Below are 21849 nucleotides of genomic sequence, written 5' to 3'. Positions count from 1 at the left end.
CGCCGCTGACACCACGAGGCCACCATGGCGGTGCTCGACATCTCGATAATGCACAATTTGCGACAATTCACCCCATGATGAGTCGACTGATGATCCTCGCCGCCCCGCTGGCCCTCGCCGCCTGCTCTGCCGCCGTCGCCGCCCCGGCCGCCCCCTCGCCCTCGCCCAGCGCCTCGGCGCCCGCGGCGTTACTCCCCGGCGAGGTCAGTGGCGGCACCTTCCGGTCCTGGGCCGCGGGCGCGGACGCCGTCACCTACGACACCGCGGCCGTCCCCGAGGGCGCGAAGATCCTGTTCAGCACCGAGGAGACCGACGACACCACCGTCGTCCGGCTCACCGCGCTCGGCCTCGCACCGAGCCGGGGGTACGGCGCCCACCTGCACCTCAACCCGTGCGGCAAGCTGCCGGACGACGCCGGACCGCACTACCAGCAGGAGGTCGACCCGGCGGCCGGCCCCGGCAAGCCGTCCGTCGACCCGGAGTACGCCAACCCGGAGAACGAGGTCTGGCTGGACTTCACCACCGACGCGCACGGCACCGGTGCCGCCACCGCCGAGCAGAACTGGCATTTCGACGCAGGCCGCCCGGCCTGGTCGGTGGTCCTGCACACCGAGCACACCCACACCGACCCCGGTGAGGCCGGTCAGGCCGGTGCCCGGGTCGCCTGCCTGACCCGGCACAGCCAGTACTCGAAGCCGGCTCGCTGACCCGCGGGGCCCGGGCCCGTCCCGGGCCTCTCCACCGGACGCTCAGGCTGTACCGTCGGGGCGAGGAGAGGAACGGAGGCACCCCACCATGGCCGAGCAGAGCGGCGGCACGCAGCCAACGCCCAAGACGGAGTCGCACGACCCCGACTTCCCGGAGGCGTTCCTGCAGTTCATGCGCAGCGGCTGGCGGGAGGACCACCTGTCCGTCTCGCCGCTGCCCGAGGTCCCCAACTACGCCAAACGCCGGGCGGCTCTCTCCGAGGCCTTCCCCGGTGAGACGCTGATCATCCCGAGCGGCAACGAGAAGGTCCGGGCCAACGACACCGACCACGCGTTCCGGCCCGGCAGCGACTTCTTCTACCTGACCGGTGACCACGACCCGGACAGTGTGCTGGTGCTGCACCCGACGGCCTCCGGCCACGAGGCGGTGCTGCACACCCGGGAGCGCAACTCCAAGGAGACCGACCGCTTCTTCCGGGACCGCAACGGCGAGCTCTGGGTCGGGCGCACCCACACCCTGGCCGAGAAGTCCACCGAGCTGGGCCTGCAGACCGCGTCGCTGGGCGGTCTCGGCCCGGTCCTGGCGCACTCCGCCCCGGGCCGCACCCGGGTGCTGCGCGGCTTCGACGCGAACGTGGACCGCGCCATCCTGGCGTACGAGCCGGACCGCGCCAAGCCCCGCGACCGCGAGCTGGCCAAGGTGATCTCCGAGCTCAAGCTGGTCAAGGACGAGTGGGAGATCGCGCAGTTGCAGGCCGCGATCGACGCCACCGTCGCCGGTTTCGAGGACGTCGCCCGGGTCCTGCCCGCCGACCGCCCGGTCAAGGAGCGCCTGCTCGAGGGCGTCTTCGGCCTGCGTGCCCGGCACGACGGCAACGACGTGGGTTACTCCTCGATCGTCGGCTCCGGGCCGCACGCGACGATCCTGCACTGGATCCGCAACACCGGCATGACCGCTCCCGGTCAGCTGCTGCTGATGGACATGGGTGTCGAGGGCGACAACCTCTACACCGCCGACGTGACCCGCACGGTCCCGGTCAACGGCACGTTCACCCCCCTGCAGCGCCAGGTGTACGACATCGTGCACGCCTCCCAGCAGGCCGGCATGGACGCGGTCCGTCCCGGGGTGGCGTTCAAGGAGATCCACCGGACGTGCATGCAGGTCCTCGCCGAAGGGCTGCACGACCTGGGCCTGCTGCCGGTCAGCGTGGACGAGGCGATGAGCGAGCGCAGCACCGTCTACCGCCGGTGGACGCTGCACGGCTTCGGCCACATGCTCGGCATCGACGTGCACGACTGCTCGAACGCGAGCAAGGAGGCGTACCGGGACGGCACCCTCGAGGAGGGTTACGTCCTCACCGTCGAGCCGGGCCTGTACTTCCAGGCCGAGGACGACCTGGTGCCCGAGGAACTGCGCGGCGTCGGCGTCCGGATCGAGGACGACGTGCTGGTCACCGCGGACGGCTGCAAGAACCTGTCGGACGGCCTGCCCCGGTCCTCCGGCGAGGTCGAGCAGTGGCTGGCCGCCCAGCGTGAGGCCGGTCCCCGCCTCCCCGGCTGACCCACCCCGTGTGTCGATTTCGGGCGTCCAGGACGCCCGAAATCCACACACCCCAGGAGGCGTGGTGAGTTCGGGCGCCGAGAGCGCCCGAAATCCACACACCCCAGGACGTGTGGTGAGTTCGGGCGCCGAGGGCGCCCGAAATCCACACACCGATTGGTCAGGGTTTGTAGTCGGAGACGAACCAGCACTCGGCGCCGTCGACGGTGTCGGTCACGTTGATGCTGACCGACACCGGGTGGCCGTCGGTGCCGTCCTGGACCGTGGTCACCTCGGCGCCGTCCTCCTTCGCCGTCTCGGCCATCACGACGAGCTCGGCGAGGGTCGGCACCTCGATCTCCTCGCCCTCCTGGCCGTTGGCCGGGCCGAGATCCTCCTCGGACGAGGAAGCGGACGCCGACGGAACGGGCGCCGCCCCGCCGACCGGTGTGGCCGCGGTGATCACGCCGTCCGCGACGGTGGCCTGATAGCGGCCGATCGGGGCCTTCTCGTCGCAGCCGCGACTCAGCACGAACGAGTACGCCGCCGGCTCGCTCCACGCCGGCGGGGACGCTGCGGTCGACGGCGCGGGCGTCTCCGGAGACTCGTCGGACGAGGTGCAACCGCCGGCCAGCCCGACCAGGACCACCGCGCTCAGGGACAGGGCGAACCGCACCGGGACCTCCGCTCCGCGGCCACCCCTCCGGCGGCCACGCGGCGCAATCTAGCGCAGCCGCGCACGCCCCCGATCATCACCAGGGTTTGACCGTCACACCGGGAAGCTCGTCGATGGCCACCCGGTCCTCGGCGGCCAGCACGGCAAGCATGCGTTCCGCCTCGTCGAGGGTCGCGTACTTACCGACCGAGGCGGATCGGGCGACGTCCGGGGTCTCCAGCCAGAGGCCGCCGTCCTCGTACACCATCTGCACCACCCGCTCCGAACGGCTCACCGCGCACAGCCACGACCGGGACCGCGGGGGCATGCCGCGTAGCACGTCCCGGGCCTCCGGAGCGGTCATCGGGCGGCCGTCGCCCTGCCGGGTCCCGTCCGGCAGCGCCTCGTAGGTGACCTCCAGCAGTCCCGCCTCGGGTTCGGCGGCGGTCGGCTGTCCGTCCAGCAGCCGGAGGCCGTGGAACCGTCCCGCGGAGCGGCCCTGATCGTCGACGAGACGGTCGAACTCCCGGTGCACCACCACGCCGTCCGCGAGCCGGACCGCGACACCGGACGGCAGCCAGGGCAGCAGCACCTGCTCCAGCTCGTTGTCGGCGTACTCCCCACCGGCGCCGGGCAGCCTCCCCCGGACCACCTCCACCGGGATCGTGCGGGTCGCCGGGCGGTCCGGGTACGCCGCCATCCGCCCGTGCCGCCGCCGCGCCCACCGCACCCGGGTGTGGATCCGCTGCCCGGCGACGGCGTCCCAGTCCACGTACAGCCCTTCGGCCCGCAGCGCCGCCGCCACCTGCTCGCCGGCCGCCACGCCCGGCCCGAAGGCGATCCACACCCCGTCGCCGCGCACCGCCCGTTCGGCGTCCTGCTCGTGGTAGAACGCGTATGCCGCGTTCCCGCCCAGGTCCGTCTCTCCGCAGTTCCGGCAGCAGGCGAAGTCCTCCCGGGCGGTCACCCCGGCCGCGTCGAGCTCCCGGAACGCGTCGGTGAGCCGGTCGTTGTCGGTCCAGACCGGCCAGCCGTCCTGGGCGGCCCGGTGCGCGGCGAACGCCTCGGCCGCCAGTGGCACCGCGATCCGCCGGATCTCCGCGGGCTCCGCGGAGCCGTGCAGGTGCTCGACGACACCCTCGACAACACCGAACCAGTCGTGTCCACCCCGCGCGACCTGGGTGGATACGTACTCCCGGGCGGTGTGCTCCATCTCTTCCAGCACCATGGACCGCACCGTAGCAACTAGTCTCGCGAAGTGATCAGCACCTGGGCAGACATCCTCGCCGCCACCGGCCCGGACCCCGAACGGTTCTCCGCGGAGAACGCCCAGTATCTCGTGGGACCGGATGCCGGCGTCGTGGTGATCGCGCCGGGCGACCGGCCGCAGGGCAGTGGGGTGCGCACCGCGGACCGGATCGTGTTGCGCGATCTGCCCGCGCCGGTGGCGACCCTGCTGGACCGCGGGCCGCTGCTCGGTTTCGTCCGGGTGTTCGACGGCTACCTGTCGCTGGGCCGGCTGCATCTGGCGGACGGGACGTTCGACAAGTCCGGGCAGCTGGCCACGGCCGGGCTGCGGGTGGAGGAGCGCCTGTCGTACGAGGTGCTCGACCGGGCCCGTCCGCTCGCCGAGGTGGACCTGCCGGGTGTCGCCTGGCTGGACCGGCTGCCCGCCGACCCGGTCGCCGCCCTGCGCGCCTTCGTCACCGGCTGGTACGGCACGCCCCGCCTGGCCGGGGCCGCCACCGAGGGTCTGCCGCCGGCCCTGGCCGCGTTCCACGAGATCGCCGCGGACCGCCCGGAGATGCTGGGCCGTCTGCAGACCCTGATCGAGGCGCACCGGTACCGGACCTGGATCGGCGGCCTGACCGTGATCGGCCGGGAGAACCAGGGCGCCTGGACGATCCTCACCGACCTGGCGCAGCCCGACCCGCCGGTCTGGTACGACGGTCTGGCCTCGCTGCGGCGGGCTCGCGCCCAGGCGGCCGGCCGTCCCGAGCCGGAGCCGCGGGAGGAGGACCCGCTGCGCGAGCGGGAGCCGCTGAGCGGGTTCCTGCTGCAGTTCGTGCTCAGCACCGCGGCCCTGGAGAGCCCGTTCGGGGCGTGGGCCGACGTCGACGTCGAGCAGGCCGAACGCTTCCACGCCACGCTGCAGCCGGTGCCGCTGGAACCGGCCCGGATCCCGGCCGACGACACCGTGCACCACGCGGCGCCGGGTCTGATCGTGGCGACCGGCGGCGAGGGTGATCGCCGCCGGATCCACGTGGGCGCGTCCCGCCGCTGGGCGTTGCGCGATCTGCGCGATCCGGGCTTCCGCTGGAGCCGTTTCGACGGGTGAATCCCTCAGATCGGACTGACGAACACCGCTACCGACCGTCCCGGCACCTCTACCGCACCGTCCGGGAACGCCGCCGCCCCGCGCAGCAGTGGATCAGCCGACGACACCTGTGCCGGGTGCGGCCGCAAGGAGACGACGTCCGGCACCACCTGCCGGGTGGCCTGATCGGTCACGTTGAAGACCACCACGACGGCCCGCCAGCGCGGGTCCAGCCCGGTCCCGTCCAGGCACATGACGATCACCCCGGGTGTCTCCCCCGGACCGCCCAGCGGGAACGTCAGCCGCCGCTGCACCTCCTCCGCGGTCGGCAGCCCGAACACCGGTGACGACCGGCGGATCCGCAGCAGCTCCCGGTAGCGTTCGGCGGTCAGCTCGACCGCCTCCACCGGCGGGACCAGCGACGCCTCGCCGAGCAGCGGCCGGGCCTGGTCCCACTTGTCGCCGTTGTCCGGCCAGGGCGGCAGTCCCACCCCGAACCCGTTCCCGTCGGCCGGGTCCCAGCGGATCTGGTTGAACCAGTCCCCCGAGTTGTACGAGTTCCGGTCCAGCGACTTCGACCGCAGACGTTCGCTGCCCAGGGCGACGAACCCGGCACCCTGGCTCAGCACCACCAGCGACAGGGCGAGGACCTGCATCCGGGCCCGGTCCAGCGGGTCCAGCGCGACCGGCAGTTTGAACGCCATCGCGTCGTACAGGATCTCGTTGTCGTGCGCGTCGACGTAGTTGACCGCCTCGCCCGGGTCGTGGGCGTACCCGCTGGGTGAGCCGTTGTAGTCGATCTGTGAGCCGCTGTGCTCGGCGCCGGTGTGGGTGACGAACCGGTACGCCGCCAGCGCCCCCGACAGTCCGACTTTGATCTGGTCGTGCAGCCACAGCGGGGTCTCCGAGCCGAGACCGCTCGCGAACCCGCGGACGCTCGGATCGCCGGACGAGCCACCACCGCGGACCGCGTCGCGCAGCCGGTCGTTGAAGGTGCCGATCCCGGTGCCGGCCATGTTGACCTGGGTGGCCTGGACGAACCGGGCGTCGTAGGCGACCTCCCCGAAGTTCCACCCCTCGCCGTAGAGGGCGACGCCGGCCCCCAACGCCTCCCTGGCGGCCAGGATGTTCGCCTTCGGGTGGTGGCCCATCAGGTCGAAGCGGAACCCGTCGACCCGGTACGCCCGGCGCCAGGTGACCAGCGAGTCCACCACGAGGCGGCCCATCATGGCGTGTTCGGTCGCGGTGTTCGGGCAGCAGGTCGACTCGGCGGTGCTGCCGTCGGCGAGCAGCCGGTGGTAGTACCCGGGCACCAGCCGGTCCAGCACGCTGAACCGGTCGAGGCCGTCGTGCATGGTGTGGTTGTAGACCACGTCGAGGACCACCCGCAGGCCGGCCGCGTGCAGGGCGGCGACCGCCGAGCGCATCTCGCGCACGCGGGCGCTGCCGTCCGGGTCGTGGGCGTAGCTGCCGTCCGGCGTGGTCCAGTGCCACGGGTCGTAGCCCCAGTTGTAGCCGTCCCGGTCGGCGACGGCCATCACGGCGGCCTGCTGCGCCTCCGAGTCGGGCGGCAGGGCGGCCAGGTCGCAGGCGGGTACGGCCTGCTCGGAGCGCCGGTCCGGCACTGAGGCGAAGTCGTTGACCGGCAGCAGGTGCACGTGGGTGAGGCCGGCTTCGGCGAGTGAGCGCAGGTGCCGCATGCCGTGCGAGCCGGCGTGGGTGAAGGCGAGGTACGTGCCGCGCTCGCCGTCCGGCACGGTGGGGTCGGCGATGGAGAAGTCGCGGACCGACAGTTCGGAGATCTGCATCCGGGCCGGGGCGACCGGCGGCAGCTCCCCGCCGGTGTTCCAGCCCGGCGGGCACAGCTCCGGGTCGGACAGGTCGACGAGTTGGCTGTGCGTGGAGCCGGCGGCGAGCGAGATCGAGTACGGGTCGGTGACGCTGGTGGTGACGATCCGCTGGGCGGCCGGGTGCCAGACCTCGACGCGGTACCGGTAGTAGCGGCCGAACCACTTGCGTTTGACCGGAAGGGACCAGACGCCGGTGGTGTCGTCGCGGTCCATCGGCAGGACCTTCGGCTCGTCGTCGACGGTCCGGAACAGTTCCAGGGCGACCTCGCGGGCGGTCGGCGCCCAGACGGCGAGGTGCGGGTCGTCGCCGTCGAGTTGTGGGCCGAGCGGCACGTCGAGCGCGTCGGCGTAGAGCTCGTCGAGCACTCCCGCCAGCTGCACGCCCGTTCGTGCGACTTCCCGCCCGTCACGATCCCGGCCGGTCACCACCAGTTGATCACGGAGAAGTTCCGCCAACGCCAAGTCCGACATTTCCGGAATGGCAAAGGCTCGGTAAGATCTCAAGTGCGGAAATTTCCGACTTTGCGCTTGGAAGAGGCCCCCGGGGCGAGGCACCAACGGCAGCGAACCCAGGGAGAAGTCGACAGCGACCATCCACTCCGGCAGCGCCAGCGTGCCCCGGTCCAGGAACACCGCGAACGACCGCGCCGCATCCAGCTCCGGACCGAGCGTGCCGAGGTCCGGGCGCACCGGCGCCGCCACTCCGGCGGTCACCCACACCTCCCGGGCCACGGTCAGGTCGAGCCGCTGGTCGTCCGGGAGGTCCTTCTCCTCGCCACGGTGCAGCACGAACCGCAGCCCCACCGCGCCGGCCCGCACCGGAACCTCGAAGACCGCACCGAAGGAGTCGTAGCGATCGGGCGCCTTGGGCGTACCCCACGAGGTCTTCAACGGCTCCGGAACACCCTCCCAGCAGTGCAGACCCCACTCGCCGTAGTCACCGTCCGGCCGGTGGTAATGGATCACGGCGAAGCCGGGATCGGGAGCAGGCGCCGGCATCGGCGCCTCGGTGAGCACCCGGGGATCGCCGGCGTGCAGCCAGATCTCGCCGACGCCCGCGTCGACCGCAACCCGGCGGTCGGTGGTCACGTCCTTCGCGCCGTCCCGGTGGACGACCAGGAATCCCACCTCATGGGCACCCGGCGCGAGCCGCACCCAGGCGAAGCGCCCGTAGGCGTCGTCGCCGGCGAACGGCGCACCGTCCGGGTACAGCCGGCGTTCGTCGACGTCACCCCAGGCGTGCAGCAGCCAGCCGTCGTAGTCACCGTCCGCACGGTGGTAGTGCACGATCAGCCAGTCAGGGCTGTTCAGAGCGGTGGAGGACGTGTCCGCGGTGATCTCGATCGTGGTCACCGAAACATCTTCGCAGTTTTCCGGACGCTGATCGGCGATCGCGAACACGAAGCCCGGAGGCGCCGGGACTGAGAGGATCGTCGAAGGGACCCCGCCTTGCGATGGCTAGCAAGACGGACGTACGGTTTACCGGAGAAGTGAACCGAGAGTTAGGCATACCTAACCCGAAGGGCGCCCTTTCGGTGCGACAGACTTCGACTTCCAGTCGTCGGGTGTGAAGGAGATGACGGTGGCCAGCCTCGACACCTTTGGTGCGAAGAGCGAGCTGCGCGTCGGAGACGCGAGCTACGAGATTTTCACGATCGACAAGGTGAAGGGGCACGAGCGCCTGCCCTACTCCTTGAAGATCCTCCTGGAGAACCTGCTGCGGACTGAGGACGGCGCGAACATCACCGCCGACCACATCACCGCGCTCGGCAGCTGGGACTCCAACGCCGACCCCAACGTCGAGATCCAGTTCACCCCGGCACGGGTGCTGATGCAGGACTTCACCGGCGTTCCCTGCGTGGTCGACCTGGCCACCATGCGCGAGGCCGTCAAGGAGCTGGGCGGCGACCCCACCAAGGTCAACCCGCTCTCCCCCGCCGAGATGGTCATCGACCACTCGGTCATCGCCGACCTGTTCGGCCGCGAGGACGCCTTCCAGCGCAACGTCGAGCTGGAGTACCAGCGCAACCGCGAGCGCTACCAGTTCCTGCGCTGGGGTCAGACCGCGTTCAACGAGTTCAAGGTCGTCCCGCCCGGCACCGGCATCGTGCACCAGGTCAACATCGAATACCTGGCCCGCACGATCATGGAGCGCAACGGTCAGGCGTACCCGGACACCGTGGTCGGCACCGACTCGCACACCACCATGGTCAACGGCCTGGGTGTGCTGGGCTGGGGCGTCGGCGGCATCGAGGCCGAGGCCGCCATGCTGGGCCAGCCGGTCAGCATGCTGATCCCGCGGGTCGTCGGTTTCAAGCTGTTCGGCGAGGCCCCGGCCGGCACCACCGCCACCGACCTCGTCCTCACGATCACCGAGATGCTGCGCAAGCACGGCGTGGTCAGCAAGTTCGTGGAGTTCTACGGCCCCGGCGTGAGCGCGGTGCCGCTGGCCAACCGCGCGACCATCGGCAACATGTCGCCGGAGTACGGCTCCACCGTCGCGATCTTCCCGATCGACGACCAGACCATCGACTACCTGAAGCTCACCGGCCGCTCCGACGCGCAGGTCGCGCTCGTCGAGGCGTACGCGAAGCGCCAGGGCCTGTGGCTGGACCCGAACGCCGAGCCGGACTACTCGGAGAAGCTCGAGCTGGACCTGTCGACGATCGTCCCGTCGCTGGCCGGCCCGAAGCGCCCGCAGGACCGGGTCCTGCTCTCCGAGGCCAAGCAGGCCTTCCGTGGTGCGCTGCCGAACTACACCGCGCCGCACGGCCACGCCGACGAGGCCAGCGAGGAATCGTTCCCGGCTTCCGACGCGCCCGCCAACGGCGTCTCCGACGAGGCCGACAAGCCGCATGCCTTCAGCGCCGCCCTCGGCGCCGCCGGCCGCACCTCCAAGCCCACCGTGGTCAAGGGTGACGACGGTGTGACCTACGAGCTGGACCACGGCGCCGTCGTCATCGCCGCGATCACCTCCTGCACCAACACCTCGAACCCGCAGGTGATGATCGGTGCGGCGCTGCTCGCCAAGAAGGCGGTCGAGAAGGGCCTGACCCGCAAGCCGTGGGTCAAGACCACCCTCGCCCCCGGCTCCAAGGTCGTCTCCGACTACTACGACCGGTCCGGCCTCACGCCGTACCTGGACAAGATCGGTTTCAACCTGGTCGGCTACGGCTGCACCACCTGCATCGGCAACTCCGGGCCGCTGCCCGAGGAGGTCTCGGCGGCGATCAACGAGGCCGACCTGACCGCGGTCTCGGTGCTCTCCGGCAACCGCAACTTCGAAGGCCGGATCAACCCGGACGTCAAGATGAACTACCTGGCGTCCCCGCCGCTCGTCGTGGCCTACGCCCTGGCCGGCTCGATGGACATCGACATCACCACCGAGCCCCTCGGCACCGGCAGCGACGGCAACCCGGTCTACCTCGACGACATCTGGCCGAGCTCCAAGGAGATCGACGACGTCATCTCCTCGGCGATCGGCGCCGAAGGCTTCAGCGCCGCCTACCAGGACGTCTTCGCCGGCGACGAGCAGTGGCAGTCACTGCCCACCCCGACCGGCAAGACGTTCGAGTGGTCCGAGGACTCCACCTACGTCCGCAAGCCCCCGTACTTCGAGGGCATGCAGGCCGACCCGTCCCCGGTGAAGGACATCGCCGGCGCGCGCGTCCTCGCCAAGCTGGGCGACTCGGTCACCACCGACCACATCTCCCCGGCCAGCTCGATCAAGCCGGACTCGCCCGCGGGCAAGTACCTCGCCGAGCACGGCGTCCCGCGCGCCGAGTTCAACAGCTACGGCTCGCGCCGCGGCAACCACGAGGTCATGATCCGTGGCACCTTCGCCAACATCCGGCTGCGCAACCAGCTGCTCGACGGGGTCGAGGGCGGCTTCACGCTCAACCACCTGACCGGCGAGCAGAGCACGATCTTCGACGCCTCCGTGGCGTACCAGGAAGCCGGCGTCCCGCTGGTCATCCTGGCCGGCAAGGAATACGGCTCGGGATCGTCGCGCGACTGGGCCGCCAAGGGCACCATGCTCCTGGGCGTCCGCGCCGTCATCGCCGAGAGCTACGAGCGCATCCACCGCTCCAACCTGATCGGCATGGGCGTCCTGCCCCTGCAGTTCCCGCAGGGCGAGAACGCCGAGTCGCTCGGCCTCACCGGCACCGAGACCTTCTCGATCTCCGGCGTGACCGAGCTCAACGACGGCTCCACGCCGCGCACGGTCAAGGTGACGACGGACTCGGGCAAGGAATTCGACGCGGTCGTCCGCATCGACACGCCCGGCGAGGCGGACTACTACCGCAACGGCGGCATCCTGCAGTACGTCCTCCGCAAGATGCTCCGCGGCTGACGCAGCACGCCGACGCCCCGCTTTCCGTTGTGGAAGGCGGGGCGTTCTGCTTCCCGACGGTCCTCCCCGCGGGTTTCCCGATCAGAATCGGAAGATCGATGTCGTAGCGGGGTGGTGGGTACGGACCGTCGCTCCCGCCGAGGGCCCGGCGGTCTTCGCCGGCCGCTGCGCGTCCGAAACGCTCAGGCCACCGGGCGACCTGCGTAAATGGTTGCGCCCACGGTCACCACCCCGGTGAGTCGCCTCTCCCCGCCCGCCGGTGAATAGGATTCGGGAATGGATGACAAGACTGTGCTGTCCCGGATCAGCGGGCTCGTCGACGAGGAACACCAGCTCCGTCAGGCCCTGAGCCAGGGCACGATCTCCTCCGACGAGGAGCACGCCCGGCTCAAGGCACTGGAGGAGTCCCTGGATCAGTGCTGGGACCTGCTGCGCCGGCGCCGTGCCGCCCGCGACGTCGGCAACGACCCGGACGCGGAGAACGCCCACTCCGTCAGCGAGGTCGAGGGCTACATCCAGTGACCCGGCTGCGGCCGTCGCCCCACGACGGCCGCAGCACCCGCGGCCCACGGACGAGCCGGCCACCGTTCGCGACCGTCCGCGGGCACCGGCGTCCCCGCGGGTCTCACCAGGTACGCCGACCGGTCCGGGCCCCCGGCACGACCTGCGCCTTCGGACCGGCTGTCGTCCCGGCGCGCACCGCCGTCCCGGCACGGGCCACCGCCCCGGGACCGGTCTCCGTCGTCGTGGCGCCGCCCGGGCGAGCCACCGACCGTCCCGTGGGACCGGCCGGCAGGACCAGCGGGCCGACCGCGAGCAGGAGCGACCGCCCGGCCCGGAGCGAATCCGCGGCGCTCACCGGAGCCCCGCCTCGTAGCGCAGACGCTCGACCAGCCCGTCCGCGTCGACCGCAAGCCCGCGGGCCCGGAACCAGTTCGCCACGTTGTGCACATCGCGGGCGATGAACTCGCCGCCTCGCGGGTTGGCGATCACGTCGACGATCTGCGGCAGGTCGATCAGGACGAGTCGCCCTCGGTGGACCAGGATGTTGTACGGCGACAGGTCCCCGTGGGCGACCTGCGCCCGGGCCAGCACCGACAGCGCGTCGGTCATCTGCCGCCACAGGTCGGCCAGCGTATCGTCGTCGGCCCGCACCTGCGCGAGCCGGGGAGCCGCCTCACCGGTCTCCCAGTCGCCGACGAACTCCAGCATGACCTCGGTGCCGATCAGCTGCACCGGGTAGGGCACGCAGATCAGCCCGCTCTCCTGGCCGACCTGCCACAGTCGGCTGAGCGCGCCGAACTCGGCGGCCGCCCACTGCCCGGCGATCAGCTCCTTGCCGAAGGAGGTGCGGTTGGTCATCGCCCGCATCTCCCGGGACCGGCGGACCCGGCGCCCTTCGAGGTAACCGGCGTCGCGGTGGAACATCCGGTGTTCGCCGTCGCGGTAACGCTTGGCGGCCAGCATGCTGAACGCGCCGGTGGACGGCAGGTAGCGCCGGACCAGGAAGACGTCGGCTTCCTTGCCGGTCTTGAGAATGCCGAGTTCGGTGTCCACGGCGCCGTGCTCGGTGCGGACCCAGTCGGGCCGTGGGTCGGGACCCTGCTCAGCGGCGTCCCAGGTGGACCAGCCGTCGCCCTCGTCGGGCAGGTCGGGGTCTTCTTTCAGGGCCGGCTCGAGCCGGCCCCGCTTCAGGAAGTCGGATTCGTCGTCGTCGAACTTGCGGCGTCCGCGGCGCAGGGTGGCCGGGCCGTCAGAGTCGTGCTCGCGCACTGAAGGGTCTCCTCGGAGAAAGATTCAACTGGGGAAGGCAGGACTGCAGGCATCACAAAGACAGCCATGGGGTCCACCCCCTTCTCTCTCGCGGGCACAGGCCCTTGACGACACGCCACGACCGGCGCGGGCCAAACTCTTACGGATCCCGACGATCCGCGCAACCCATTTACATCACCGTGTGGCCATGATCGCCGACAGACCCTGGATCACGTTGCCGACGATGCGTGTCGGCGCGAACCGGGTGTCCATCCACTCCCGGCCCCGGTGCAGCCAGACGCTCGGTAGGCCCAGCGCGGCCGCGCCACCGATGTCCGCCTCCGGGCTGTCCCCGACCACCCAGGCGCCGGCGAGCCGCATCCGGACCCGTTGGGCGGCGAGCGCGAAGATGCGCGGGTTCGGCTTGCTCACCCCGCACTGCTCGGAAATCACCCAATCGGCGACATAACGGTCCAGCCCCGTACGCCGGATCCGCCCTTCCTGCTGTTCGGAGTTGCCATTGGTGACCACCACCGGGACGATCCCGGCGTCAGCGGCGATCTCCAATGCGCACCCGACCAGCGGATCCAGGCGCTCGAATGCCAGGGGCCCCTCGTACAACTCGTCGACCAGATCGATCGACGGAACTTTGAGCTGGTAGCGGTCACATATCAGGTCGGCCAGGTCCCACCGTGAGGTGAGCCCGTCGGCGTCCACCGAGACAAGCCACTCCAGGTCCTCCTGGGGTGCGGAGATCTCGTCGATGAAGCCTTTGGCCCACAGACGGAACGCACCACTGCGGTCGAGCAGGGTGTCGTCCAGTGCGAGCAAGACTAGAGGCACGCGGGCACTGTACGTGAGCGCTCACGGAGCCGAACAGCCCAGGACCGTTAACAATGCCCCCGTTCCATGACGAAATTCGCATCATCCGATCGAGGGGCGCGACACAATTGGAAGCCGTACGTACGGATTGCAACGGTCCCCGGGCCCATGACACGATCAGCATGTGCCCAGGGTGAGTCAGGATCAGCTAGACGCGCGTCGCCACGAAATCCTCAGCGCCGCCCGCGGTTGTTTCGCCCGGTACGGTTACGAGGGTGCCACCGTTCGTCGTCTCGAGGAGGCGACAGGCATGTCCCGTGGTGCGATCTTCCACCATTTCCGTGACAAGGAGTCGCTGTTCCTCGCGACCGCCGAGGACGACGCCGCCGCGATGGTCGAGACCGTCGCCCGCAACGGCCTGGTCCAGGTGATGCGCGACCTGCTCGACCGGGCCGGCTCCAGCGACGGTGACACGGCCGGCTGGCTCGGCACCCAGCTGGAGGTCTCGCACCGGCTACGGACCGACCCGGCGTTCGCCAAGCGCTGGGCCGAACGCTCCGCCGCCATCGCCGAGGCCACCCGCGAGCGCCTGGAACGCCAGCGGGAGGCCGGTGTGCTCCGCCTGGACGTCCCGGTGGACATGCTCGCCCAGTTCCTCGAGCTGGCCTACGACGGGCTGGTGCTGCACCTGGCGACCGGACGGCCCCCGGGCGAGCTGGCCGGGGTCCTCGACGTCGTCGAAGAGGCCGTCCGGCGCCACTGACACCGTCCCGGCAGACCGGACACCGGCCCGGGACCCGGCGACATCCGACACCGGTCCGGGAGGTCCGATGGCATCGCAGGGTTCGGTCCTGGTCACCGGCGCGTCCCGCGGTCTGGGCGCGCACATCGCCCGCCGCCTGGCCGCCGACGGCTGGCCGGTGGCGGTCAACCACCTGCCCGACCCGGAGGACGCCGCACGGGTCGTCGACAGCATCGTGGCGGCCGGCGGGACGGCCGCGGCGTTCCGTGCCGACGTCACCGACGAGGACGACGTCGCCGCGCTGCTCCCCGCCGTCGAGGCCCGGCTCGGCCCGGTCCGGGTGCTGGTGCCGAACGCGACCGGACCCCAGCCGTCCCGCCCGGCCACCGAGGTCACCTGGGAGCACCACCTCGACCAGCTGCGCTTCTTCGTGAAGAGCCCGACCCTGCTGATGCAGGCGGCCCTGCCCGGGATGCGACGGCTCGGCGGCGGCCGGATCGTCCAGATCGGATCGGACATGCCGGAGCGGGCCGAGCCGGGCATGTCCGCGTACGCCGCCGCCAAGGCCGCCCAGCTCTCCCTGACCCGCACCTGGGCCCGGGAAATCGGTCCGCTCGGCATCACCGTCAACCTGGTGGCGCCCGGCTGGATCCCGGTCGAACGGCACGCCGCCATCGGCGCCGAGCACGTCGAGCGGTACCGGCGGGACGTGCCGCTGGCCCGGATGGGCACGCCCGCCGAGGTCGCCGACGTGGTCGCGTTCCTCGCCTCGGACGGTGCCCGCTTCGTCACCGGCGAACGGATCGCCGTCAACGGCGGCCACGTGATGGGCTAATGACCGGGAACGCGATCCAGGAACCCGTACACGGTGATGATCCTGTCCTGGGTGTCCCGCACGACGACGTCGAACCCGATCACCAACGGTTCCTCCCCCGGCGCACCCAGATGCCAGGTGAACCGCGCCTGGTCGTGGTGCGCGTCCACCGGCCCGCCCAGGCTGAACACCAGCCCACCGAACTGCTTGCGCACCCCCTCGACCAGCGCGTCCAGCGCCGCCCGGCCGTCGACCGCCGCCATCGGGTCCACGTACCGGACGTTCTCGGCGCACACCTCGTCGATCGCGGTCCGCCGGGCCACCGCGTCGTCCTCGTTCCAGACCGCCAGATACCGCTCGATGATCTCCGTGAAATCCATGCCCCGACTGTGCCGCCGGACCGGTCGTCCCGTCGATTACCCGCCAGGTAATCGCCGCGCACCCGGCCGCCCGCCTACGATCCGGCCATGGCGGACGTGGGACGGCTGTTGCGGCAGTGGCGCGGCGAACGGCGGATGAGTCAGCTCGCCCTGGCCGGCCGGGCCGGTGTCTCGGCGCGGCACCTGTCGTTCGTGGAGACCGGCCGGTCCCGGCCCACCCCCGGCATGATCCTGCGGCTCGCCGACGAGCTGGACGTTCCACTGCGATCCCGCAACGAGCTGCTGCTCGCCGGCGGCTACGCACCCGCCTACGAGGAGTCCGAGGTGGACGGGCCCCGCCTGGCGGGCGTGCTTGCCGCGCTGCGGGACGTGCTGGCCGGGCACGAGCCGTACCCGGCGGTCCTCGTCGACCGGCACTGGACCATGGTGGACGGCAACGCCGCAGTCGCCCGGTTCACCGCCGGCTGCACCCCGGCACTGCTCACCCCACCGGTCAACGTGCTGCGGCTGGCCCTGCACCCGGACGGGATGGCGCCGCGGATCGGCAACCTGCCGCAGTGGCGGACCCATCTGCTGCACCGCCTCGACCGGCAGGCCACCGCCACCGGGGACCCCGTCCTGCGCGCCCTCCACGCGGAGTTGTCCGGGTATCCCGGCGGGGAGGCCGCCGACCGCCCGGACGGCCTGGTCGTCCCGCTGCGCTTCGACGGCCTGTGCTTCTTCAGCGTCACCAGCGTCCTCGGCACCCCGCGCGACGTCACCCTCAGCGAACTCGCCGTCGAGGCGTTCCTGCCCGCCGACGACGAGACCGCCGCCGCGCTGGGCGCACGGCCGGCGCGAGAGGTGGCAGGATCGGTGCATGGATCTCGGGCTCGCTGATCGCGTCTTCGTCCTCACCGGAGCCTCCCGCGGCCTCGGCTTCGCCACCGCCCAGGCGCTCGTCGCCGACGGCGCCCGGGTGGTGATCTCCTCCCGGGACGCCGACCGGGTCACCGAGGCGGTGGCCGCGCTGGGCGGCGCCGATCACGCGTTCGGGGTGTCCGCCGATCTGGCCGACCCGGAGGTGGCCCGTGAGCTGGTGGACGCGGCGCAGGACCGGTTCGGCCGTCTCGACGGGGCGCTGATCTCGGTCGGCGGGCCCACCCCGGGCACCGCCGCCGGGATGTCCGACGACCAGTGGCGGTCCGCGTTCGAGACGGTCTTCCTGGGGTCGGTGCGGCTGGCCCGCACGGTCGCGCACGCCCTTCCGGAGGGTGGCGCGATCGGTCTCGTGCTGTCCACCTCGGTCCGGACGCCGCTGGCCGGTCTCGGGCTCTCCAACGGGCTGCGCCCCGGCCTGGCGATGGTGGCCAAGGACATGGCCGACGAGTTCGCACCGCGCGGCGTCCGCGTGCTGAGCCTGATGCCGGGCCGGTTCATGACCGGTCGCAACAAGGAGTTGTGGGCGGCCACCGGTGATCCCGCGACGGCCGCCGCCGAGGCCGCCGCGTCGGTGCCGCTCAAGCGGATCGGCGATCCGACCGAGTTCGGCCGGGTCGCGGCGTTCCTGCTGTCGCCCGCCGCGAGTTACGTGACGGGGGTTGCCGTCGCGATCGACGGCGGCTCGCTGCGCACGCTGTGACCGGCCGCCCCGTGGTCGAAGCATCGCCCACCGGCCGGGCCGTGACCGAGGCAGCGACGACCGGGCGACCCGTGGTCACGAGACCGACGGCCGAGCCACCGGCGGGGTTCCGGAAGCCGAGCGCCGACGAGGTGGCCGCGGCCGCCGGACGGACCATCCCCGACGTGATCGGCCCCGATCTGCGGGTGCTGTTCTCCGGCATCAACCCGAGCCTGTGGTCGGCCGCCACCGGTTTCCACTTCGCCCGTCCCGGCAACCGGTTCTGGCCCACGCTGCACGGCGCGGGTTTCACCGGCCGGCTGCTGCACCCGTCCGAGCAGCACCTGCTGCCCGCTCTCGGCCTGGGCATCACCAACGTCGCCGCGCGGGCCACGGCCCGCGCGGACGAGCTCACCCCTGCCGAACTCACGGCGGGCGGGGAGATCCTGACCGAGGTGGTACGCCGTACCGCACCACGTTTCGTGGCGATCCTCGGGGTGACCGCCTACCGTGCGGCCTTCGCCCGTCCCCGGGCCCGGATCGGCCTCCAACCGGACGGTATCGGTGACGCCCGGGTCTGGGTGCTCCCGAACCCGAGCGGCCTCAACGCGCACTTCCAGTTGCCCGCTCTGATCACCGAGTTCACCGCTCTGCGGACAGTCGCCGACTCCGCGTGACCCGGGCGAGCGGGACGGCCCGGACCCGGCAAGGGGCTCGTTGCGCGGCACGGGCCGGGAGCGGGCACCGGGGCGCGGACAGCCGTGGGACGGGTGCGGCCGTGTGGCGGTCGTGGGAGCGCCGAACGCGTACCCCTAGATGATGTCGCCGGGCCGAGGTGGCAGCACGCGCTGCTCATGCACGGAGATCTCCTGGCGGAAGCGCTCGGCCGACGGGTGCCAGGCCTCGTCGATCGGGCCCATGATGCCGCCGCCGATGCCTTTGGCGCGCACCCAGATCGCAAATCGGGTCATCAGCCACAAGAACACACCGAACACCACGAAGAACACGAGGAACCCCGTCATGGCCCCACCTTAGGCCCTCCCGGGCGCCGCGAGGCGCCGCAACCGCCCGGGAGGCGGGCTGTGCTATTCGCCGCTGCCCAGCAGATCGCTGAGTCGCCTGGTCTGGGCCTCACGCTCGGCCCGGTCCTGCTCGGCGTAGGAGCGCCGGGGCGCCCCGGCGAGCAACGCCTTGATCTCGGTGACCGCGCCGGCGTCGGCGGCCAGGACCGCCGATGCCAGATCCGAGACCGCCGCGTCCAGGTCGGCGCGGGGCACGACCGCCGTGGCCAGGCCGATCCGGTCCGCCTCGTCCGCCGCGAGACGCCGGCCGGTCACGCATATCTCCAGGGCCCGGGACGGACCGACCAGCTCGGTGAGCCGTTTGGTGCCGCCCAGATCGGGAACCAGTCCGAGGGTCACCTCGGCCATCGAGAAACGCGCGTCGTCGGCGAGCACACGCATGTCGCAGTTCAGTGCCAGCTGGAAGCCGGCCCCGATCGCGTGTCCCTGCACGGCGGCGATCGTCACAATGGAGGGACTGCGTAACCAGGTGAACGCGGTCTGGAAGCCGGCAATGCGATCCGCGCACTCGGACGCGGACAACTGTGCCAGGGTCGCCAGAGAAGAATCGCCGTCACCGCGAACCACCGACAGATCCAGGCCCGCGGAAAACGCGCGTCCCTCTCCACGGACAATGACGACCCGTACGTCTCCCGGCAATTTCCGGGAAATGTTGCCCAACTCCGCCCACAGGGCCGGAGTCTGAGCATTGAGAACATCGGGCCGGCACAACGTCACCGTCGCGACCGGCCCGTCCTGTTCGTAGCGAACGCCTGCCCCGTCGGCGGATACCGCGGAAACCCCGGCGTCGGCGGCCGTCACGCCTTCTTCCGGCGGCGCGCGCCGCCACGCTGGCGCAGTTGCACGCCTGATTCGGTGAGCACGCGGTGCACGAATCCGTAGGAACGCCCGGTGGAAGCGGCCAGCGCGCGGATGCTCTCGCCGGAGGTGTATCGCTTCACCAGGTCCTTGGCGAGCGACTGCCGCTCGCTACCGACGATTCGACGACCCTTCTCAGTACTGGTAGCTGTGCCAGTGGCTGCCATCTTGAATCCTCACGTCGCAGACAGTGCGGTCAGATACGGTCCCACCTATTACACCGTCTCCAACGATCATGCGCCAGGCATCCGGCGTGCGTGAACGTGCCCATTTATTACTGTCAGGAACTTGACGGTTACCACCGGCATCAATGTCAGACACTTTGCCGGCGTCACCTCGGACCGCATTTCCGGCGCGCACCGGACTCAGTGATCATCTCACCAAGACCATCGATCACCTGCGGAAACACTCGATCGAGGCAAGTTCACCCAGAGCCCAAGACCCGCTCCGGAGAGTTGTCATCCCGCTCCGGGGCGTGACACTCGGCCGTGCGCGTGGCGCGGGCAGGCCCGTCCGACCTGCCCACAAACGCCCGAACATCGCACTGTCTGTGTGGGCACCAGTTGACAACTGACGATGCAGGCCTGGCGAACACTCACGCCAGCTCGACGAGCTCCAACAGGTCGTCGCTCCACGCGTCCTCGTCGCCGTCCGGCAGCAGGATCGCGCGGTCCGGCTTGAGCGCCTGCACACACCCCGCATCGTGCGTGACCAGCACGATCGCACCCGGGTAGTTGGCGATGGCGTCGAGCACCTGCTCGCGGCTGACCGGATCCAGGTTGTTCGTCGGCTCGTCGAGCAGCAGCACGTTGGCGCCGGAACAGACCAGGGTGGCCAGGGCCAGACGGGTCTTCTCGCCACCGGAGAGCACCCCGGCCGGCTTGTCGACGTCGTCCCCCGAGAAGAGGAAGGCACCCAGGATCTTGCGCAGCTCGGTGTCCGTCTGCTCGGACGCGGCACTGCGCATGTGGTCCAGGATCGAACGGTCGACGTCGAGCGTCTCGTGCTCCTGGGCGTAGTAACCCAGCCGCAGGCCGTGGCCCGCGCGGACCTCACCGGTGTCCGACTCGAGCAGTCCGCCGAGCATCCGCAGCAGGGTGGTCTTGCCGGCACCGTTGAGGCCGAGGATGGCGACCCGGGAGCCGCGGTCCACCGCCACGCTGACGTCGGTGAAGATCTCCAGCGAGCCGTACGACTTCGACAGCCCGACAGCGGTCAGCGGGGTCTTGCCGCACGGTGCCGGGCTCGGGAACCGCACCTTGGCGACCTTGTCCGAGGTCCGGGTCTCCTCCAGGCCGCCGAGCAGCTTCTCCGCACGGCGCGCCATGTTCTGCGCGGCGACCGTCTTGGTGGCCTTGGCCCGCATCTTGTCGGCCTGCGCCATCAGGGCACCGGCCTTCTTCTCCGCGTTGGCCCGCTCCCGGCGGCGACGGCGCTCGTCGGTCTCGCGCGCCTCGAGATACGTCTTCCAGCCCATGTTGTACATGTCGACGACCGAGCGGTTGGCGTCGAGGTACCACACCTTGTTGACCGCGGCGTCGAGCAACTCGACATCGTGGCTGATCACGATCAGGCCGCCCTTGTGCTGCGCCATGTAGCCGCGCAGCCAGGCGATCGAGTCGTGGTCGAGGTGGTTGGTCGGTTCGTCGAGCAGCAGGATGCCCTTGCCGTTCTGCCCGGAGTTGGCGAACAGGATGCGGGCCAGCTCGATGCGCCGGCGCTGACCGCCGGACAGGGTGCCGATGGTCTGGGCCAGGGCGCGGTCCGGCAGACCGAGGTTGGCGCAGATGCGGGCGGCCTCGGCCTCGGCGCCGTAGCCACCGAGGGCGGAGAACTGGTCCTCCAGATTGCCGTACCGCCGGACCAGTTTGTCGTCGGCGCTCTCCTCGAGCTGCACCTCGAGTTTCTGCATCTCGGCAAGGATGACGTCGAGCCCGCGGGCGGACAGCACCCGGTCACGGCCGGTCACGTTGAGGTCGCCGGTGCGCGGGTCCTGCGGCAGGTACCCGATCTCGCTGGTCCGCTCGACGGATCCGGCGTACGGGATGCCCTCGCCCGCCAGCACCTTCAGCGTGGTGGTCTTGCCCGCACCGTTGCGGCCGACGAGGCCGATCCGGTCACCTGGCTGCACCCGCAGGGTGGTGGGGGAGATCAGGATGCGCGATCCCGCGCGCAGTTCCAGTCCGGTGGCGGTGATCATGAAGTCTCTCGCTCTCGGGAATCAGGCTGGCTCAGGGCACACGAAAGCGCCGGCCGCCGGGTAGGGGCGGTCGGCGCGGGCACGGTCAGCCTTCGCAGAGCAGCACGCCGCCATACTACCGGTCCCCGCACGGCACCTCCCACCCGATTAATTTGCAAGATCAACGGGTACACGCG

The 21849-nt window shown here is 71.0% G+C and carries 21 protein-coding genes; 10 read left to right on the top strand and 11 right to left on the bottom strand.

The window, feature by feature from the left end; genetic code table 11:
* Window positions 1-74: 74 nt before the first annotated feature.
* Window positions 75-707: a hypothetical protein gene (locus QSK32_RS12015; protein WP_063775476.1), complete on the top strand. Its 633-nt coding sequence runs from the start codon at window positions 75-77 to the stop codon at window positions 705-707.
* A gap of 88 nt (window positions 708-795) precedes the next feature.
* A complete protein-coding gene (locus QSK32_RS12010; RefSeq protein WP_045741219.1) occupies window positions 796-2268 on the top strand; it encodes an aminopeptidase P family protein in 1473 nt (490 codons plus the stop codon).
* 160 nt (window positions 2269-2428) lie between these two features.
* Here the strand turns inward: QSK32_RS12010 and QSK32_RS12005 are convergent, their stop codons facing one another.
* Entirely contained in the window at window positions 2429-2923 is a 495-nt protein-coding gene (locus tag QSK32_RS12005) for a hypothetical protein (protein WP_045741220.1), read from the bottom strand.
* 76 nt (window positions 2924-2999) lie between these two features.
* The gene (locus QSK32_RS12000) at window positions 3000-4130 is read right to left on the bottom strand and encodes a DUF6891 domain-containing protein (RefSeq protein WP_285471896.1); all 1131 of its coding nucleotides are present in this window, start codon (window positions 4128-4130) and stop codon (window positions 3000-3002) included.
* Window positions 4131-4160: 30 nt separating this feature from the next.
* Here QSK32_RS12000 and QSK32_RS11995 point away from each other — a divergent pair, with 30 nt between their 5' ends.
* A complete protein-coding gene (locus QSK32_RS11995; RefSeq protein ID WP_045741221.1) occupies window positions 4161-5240 on the top strand; it encodes a hypothetical protein in 1080 nt (359 codons plus the stop codon).
* Between the two features lie 5 nt (window positions 5241-5245).
* On the opposite strand, the gene pulA is transcribed toward QSK32_RS11995, so the two are convergent.
* The gene (gene pulA, locus QSK32_RS11990) at window positions 5246-8422 is read right to left on the bottom strand and encodes a pullulanase-type alpha-1,6-glucosidase (protein WP_285471894.1); all 3177 of its coding nucleotides are present in this window, start codon (window positions 8420-8422) and stop codon (window positions 5246-5248) included.
* A 214-nt stretch (window positions 8423-8636) separates the two neighbouring features.
* On the opposite strand from pulA, the gene acnA reads away from it, so the two are divergent.
* Both acnA and QSK32_RS11980 read left to right on the top strand, forming a co-directional pair.
* Window positions 8637-11423, top strand: coding sequence for an aconitate hydratase AcnA (gene acnA / locus QSK32_RS11985; protein WP_281179050.1), 2787 nt, complete (start codon window positions 8637-8639; stop codon window positions 11421-11423).
* Window positions 11424-11699: 276 nt separating this feature from the next.
* Window positions 11700-11945, top strand: coding sequence for a DUF2630 family protein (locus tag QSK32_RS11980; protein ID WP_045741222.1), 246 nt, complete (start codon window positions 11700-11702; stop codon window positions 11943-11945).
* A gap of 103 nt (window positions 11946-12048) precedes the next feature.
* Here QSK32_RS11980 and QSK32_RS11975 read toward each other — a convergent pair whose 3' ends face one another.
* From QSK32_RS11975 to QSK32_RS11965, 3 genes are all read right to left on the bottom strand, one after another.
* Window positions 12049-12282 carry a hypothetical protein gene (locus tag QSK32_RS11975; protein WP_045741223.1) on the bottom strand — a complete coding sequence of 78 codons (234 nt, stop codon included), beginning with the start codon at window positions 12280-12282 and terminating at the stop codon, window positions 12049-12051.
* Window positions 12279-13196, bottom strand: a complete 918-nt coding sequence (locus QSK32_RS11970) for a serine protein kinase RIO (protein ID WP_045741224.1) — start codon at window positions 13194-13196, stop codon at window positions 12279-12281. Before QSK32_RS11970 ends, QSK32_RS11975 begins: the two co-directional genes overlap by 4 nt.
* Window positions 13197-13370: 174 nt before the next feature.
* Window positions 13371-14018 carry an HAD family hydrolase gene (locus QSK32_RS11965; RefSeq protein ID WP_045741225.1) on the bottom strand — a complete coding sequence of 216 codons (648 nt, stop codon included), beginning with the start codon at window positions 14016-14018 and terminating at the stop codon, window positions 13371-13373.
* A 163-nt stretch (window positions 14019-14181) separates the two neighbouring features.
* On the opposite strand from QSK32_RS11965, the gene QSK32_RS11960 reads away from it, so the two are divergent.
* Together QSK32_RS11960 and QSK32_RS11955 are read left to right on the top strand one after the other, a co-directional pair.
* The gene (locus tag QSK32_RS11960) at window positions 14182-14760 is read left to right on the top strand and encodes a TetR/AcrR family transcriptional regulator (protein ID WP_045741226.1); all 579 of its coding nucleotides are present in this window, start codon (window positions 14182-14184) and stop codon (window positions 14758-14760) included.
* A gap of 67 nt (window positions 14761-14827) precedes the next feature.
* Complete coding sequence (locus QSK32_RS11955; RefSeq protein WP_285471893.1) at window positions 14828-15574, top strand: SDR family oxidoreductase; 747 nt, start codon at window positions 14828-14830, stop codon at window positions 15572-15574.
* On the opposite strand, the gene QSK32_RS11950 is transcribed toward QSK32_RS11955, so the two are convergent.
* Window positions 15571-15933 (bottom strand): nuclear transport factor 2 family protein, encoded by a 363-nt coding sequence (locus tag QSK32_RS11950; protein ID WP_045741228.1) that lies wholly within the window; start codon window positions 15931-15933, stop codon window positions 15571-15573. The two genes, QSK32_RS11955 and QSK32_RS11950, sit on opposite strands and share 4 nt — an antisense overlap.
* An 87-nt stretch (window positions 15934-16020) precedes the next feature.
* Here QSK32_RS11950 and QSK32_RS11945 point away from each other — a divergent pair, with 87 nt between their 5' ends.
* From QSK32_RS11945 to mug, 3 genes are all read left to right on the top strand, one after another.
* The gene (locus tag QSK32_RS11945) at window positions 16021-16812 is read left to right on the top strand and encodes a helix-turn-helix domain-containing protein (RefSeq protein WP_285471892.1); all 792 of its coding nucleotides are present in this window, start codon (window positions 16021-16023) and stop codon (window positions 16810-16812) included.
* A complete protein-coding gene (locus QSK32_RS11940) occupies window positions 16793-17554 on the top strand; it encodes an SDR family oxidoreductase (protein ID WP_045741230.1) in 762 nt (253 codons plus the stop codon). The genes QSK32_RS11945 and QSK32_RS11940 overlap by 20 nt, the downstream gene beginning before the upstream one ends.
* A gap of 71 nt (window positions 17555-17625) precedes the next feature.
* Window positions 17626-18210 (top strand): G/U mismatch-specific DNA glycosylase, encoded by a 585-nt coding sequence (mug, locus tag QSK32_RS11935; RefSeq protein WP_285471891.1) that lies wholly within the window; start codon window positions 17626-17628, stop codon window positions 18208-18210.
* Between the two features lie 135 nt (window positions 18211-18345).
* Here mug and QSK32_RS11930 read toward each other — a convergent pair whose 3' ends face one another.
* The 4 genes from QSK32_RS11930 to QSK32_RS11915 all read right to left on the bottom strand — a co-directional run bounded on the left by QSK32_RS11930 (window position 18346) and on the right by QSK32_RS11915 (window position 21673).
* Window positions 18346-18555 carry a hypothetical protein gene (locus QSK32_RS11930; protein WP_285471890.1) on the bottom strand — a complete coding sequence of 70 codons (210 nt, stop codon included), beginning with the start codon at window positions 18553-18555 and terminating at the stop codon, window positions 18346-18348.
* 63 nt (window positions 18556-18618) lie between these two features.
* Entirely contained in the window at window positions 18619-19416 is a 798-nt protein-coding gene (locus tag QSK32_RS11925) for an enoyl-CoA hydratase/isomerase family protein (protein ID WP_045741232.1), read from the bottom strand.
* Window positions 19413-19640, bottom strand: a complete 228-nt coding sequence (locus tag QSK32_RS11920; protein ID WP_014441759.1) for a helix-turn-helix domain-containing protein — start codon at window positions 19638-19640, stop codon at window positions 19413-19415. The genes QSK32_RS11925 and QSK32_RS11920 overlap by 4 nt, the downstream gene beginning before the upstream one ends.
* A gap of 428 nt (window positions 19641-20068) precedes the next feature.
* Complete coding sequence (locus tag QSK32_RS11915) at window positions 20069-21673, bottom strand: ABC-F family ATP-binding cassette domain-containing protein (protein ID WP_045741233.1); 1605 nt, start codon at window positions 21671-21673, stop codon at window positions 20069-20071.
* Window positions 21674-21849 lie beyond the last annotated feature (176 nt).

Origin of the sequence: Actinoplanes sp. NBRC 101535, assembly GCF_030269225.1 — a bacterium.
Classification (GTDB): domain Bacteria; phylum Actinomycetota; class Actinomycetes; order Mycobacteriales; family Micromonosporaceae; genus Actinoplanes; species Actinoplanes rectilineatus.
Note: the sequence above shows the minus strand (reverse complement) of the source record. Positions and strands in the feature narration are given on the sequence as shown.

Excerpts from the sequence above, each read along its gene's own strand:
- QSK32_RS11915 (WP_045741233.1), bottom strand. The coding sequence starts at position 21,673 with ATGATCACCGCCACCGGACTGGAACTGCGCGCGGGATCGCGCATCCTG.
- QSK32_RS12015 (WP_063775476.1), top strand. The coding sequence starts at position 75 with ATGATGAGTCGACTGATGATCCTCGCCGCCCCGCTGGCCCTCGCCGCC.
- QSK32_RS11950 (WP_045741228.1), bottom strand. The coding sequence starts at position 15,933 with ATGGATTTCACGGAGATCATCGAGCGGTATCTGGCGGTCTGGAACGAG.
- QSK32_RS11920 (WP_014441759.1), bottom strand. The coding sequence starts at position 19,640 with ATGGCAGCCACTGGCACAGCTACCAGTACTGAGAAGGGTCGTCGAATC.
- QSK32_RS11930 (WP_285471890.1), bottom strand. The coding sequence starts at position 18,555 with ATGACGGGGTTCCTCGTGTTCTTCGTGGTGTTCGGTGTGTTCTTGTGG.
- QSK32_RS11940 (WP_045741230.1), top strand. The coding sequence starts at position 16,793 with ATGGATCTCGGGCTCGCTGATCGCGTCTTCGTCCTCACCGGAGCCTCC.
- QSK32_RS12010 (WP_045741219.1), top strand. The coding sequence starts at position 796 with ATGGCCGAGCAGAGCGGCGGCACGCAGCCAACGCCCAAGACGGAGTCG.
- QSK32_RS11980 (WP_045741222.1), top strand. The coding sequence starts at position 11,700 with ATGGATGACAAGACTGTGCTGTCCCGGATCAGCGGGCTCGTCGACGAG.
- QSK32_RS11945 (WP_285471892.1), top strand. The coding sequence starts at position 16,021 with ATGGCGGACGTGGGACGGCTGTTGCGGCAGTGGCGCGGCGAACGGCGG.
- QSK32_RS12000 (WP_285471896.1), bottom strand. The coding sequence starts at position 4,130 with ATGGTGCTGGAAGAGATGGAGCACACCGCCCGGGAGTACGTATCCACC.
- QSK32_RS11955 (WP_285471893.1), top strand. The coding sequence starts at position 14,828 with ATGGCATCGCAGGGTTCGGTCCTGGTCACCGGCGCGTCCCGCGGTCTG.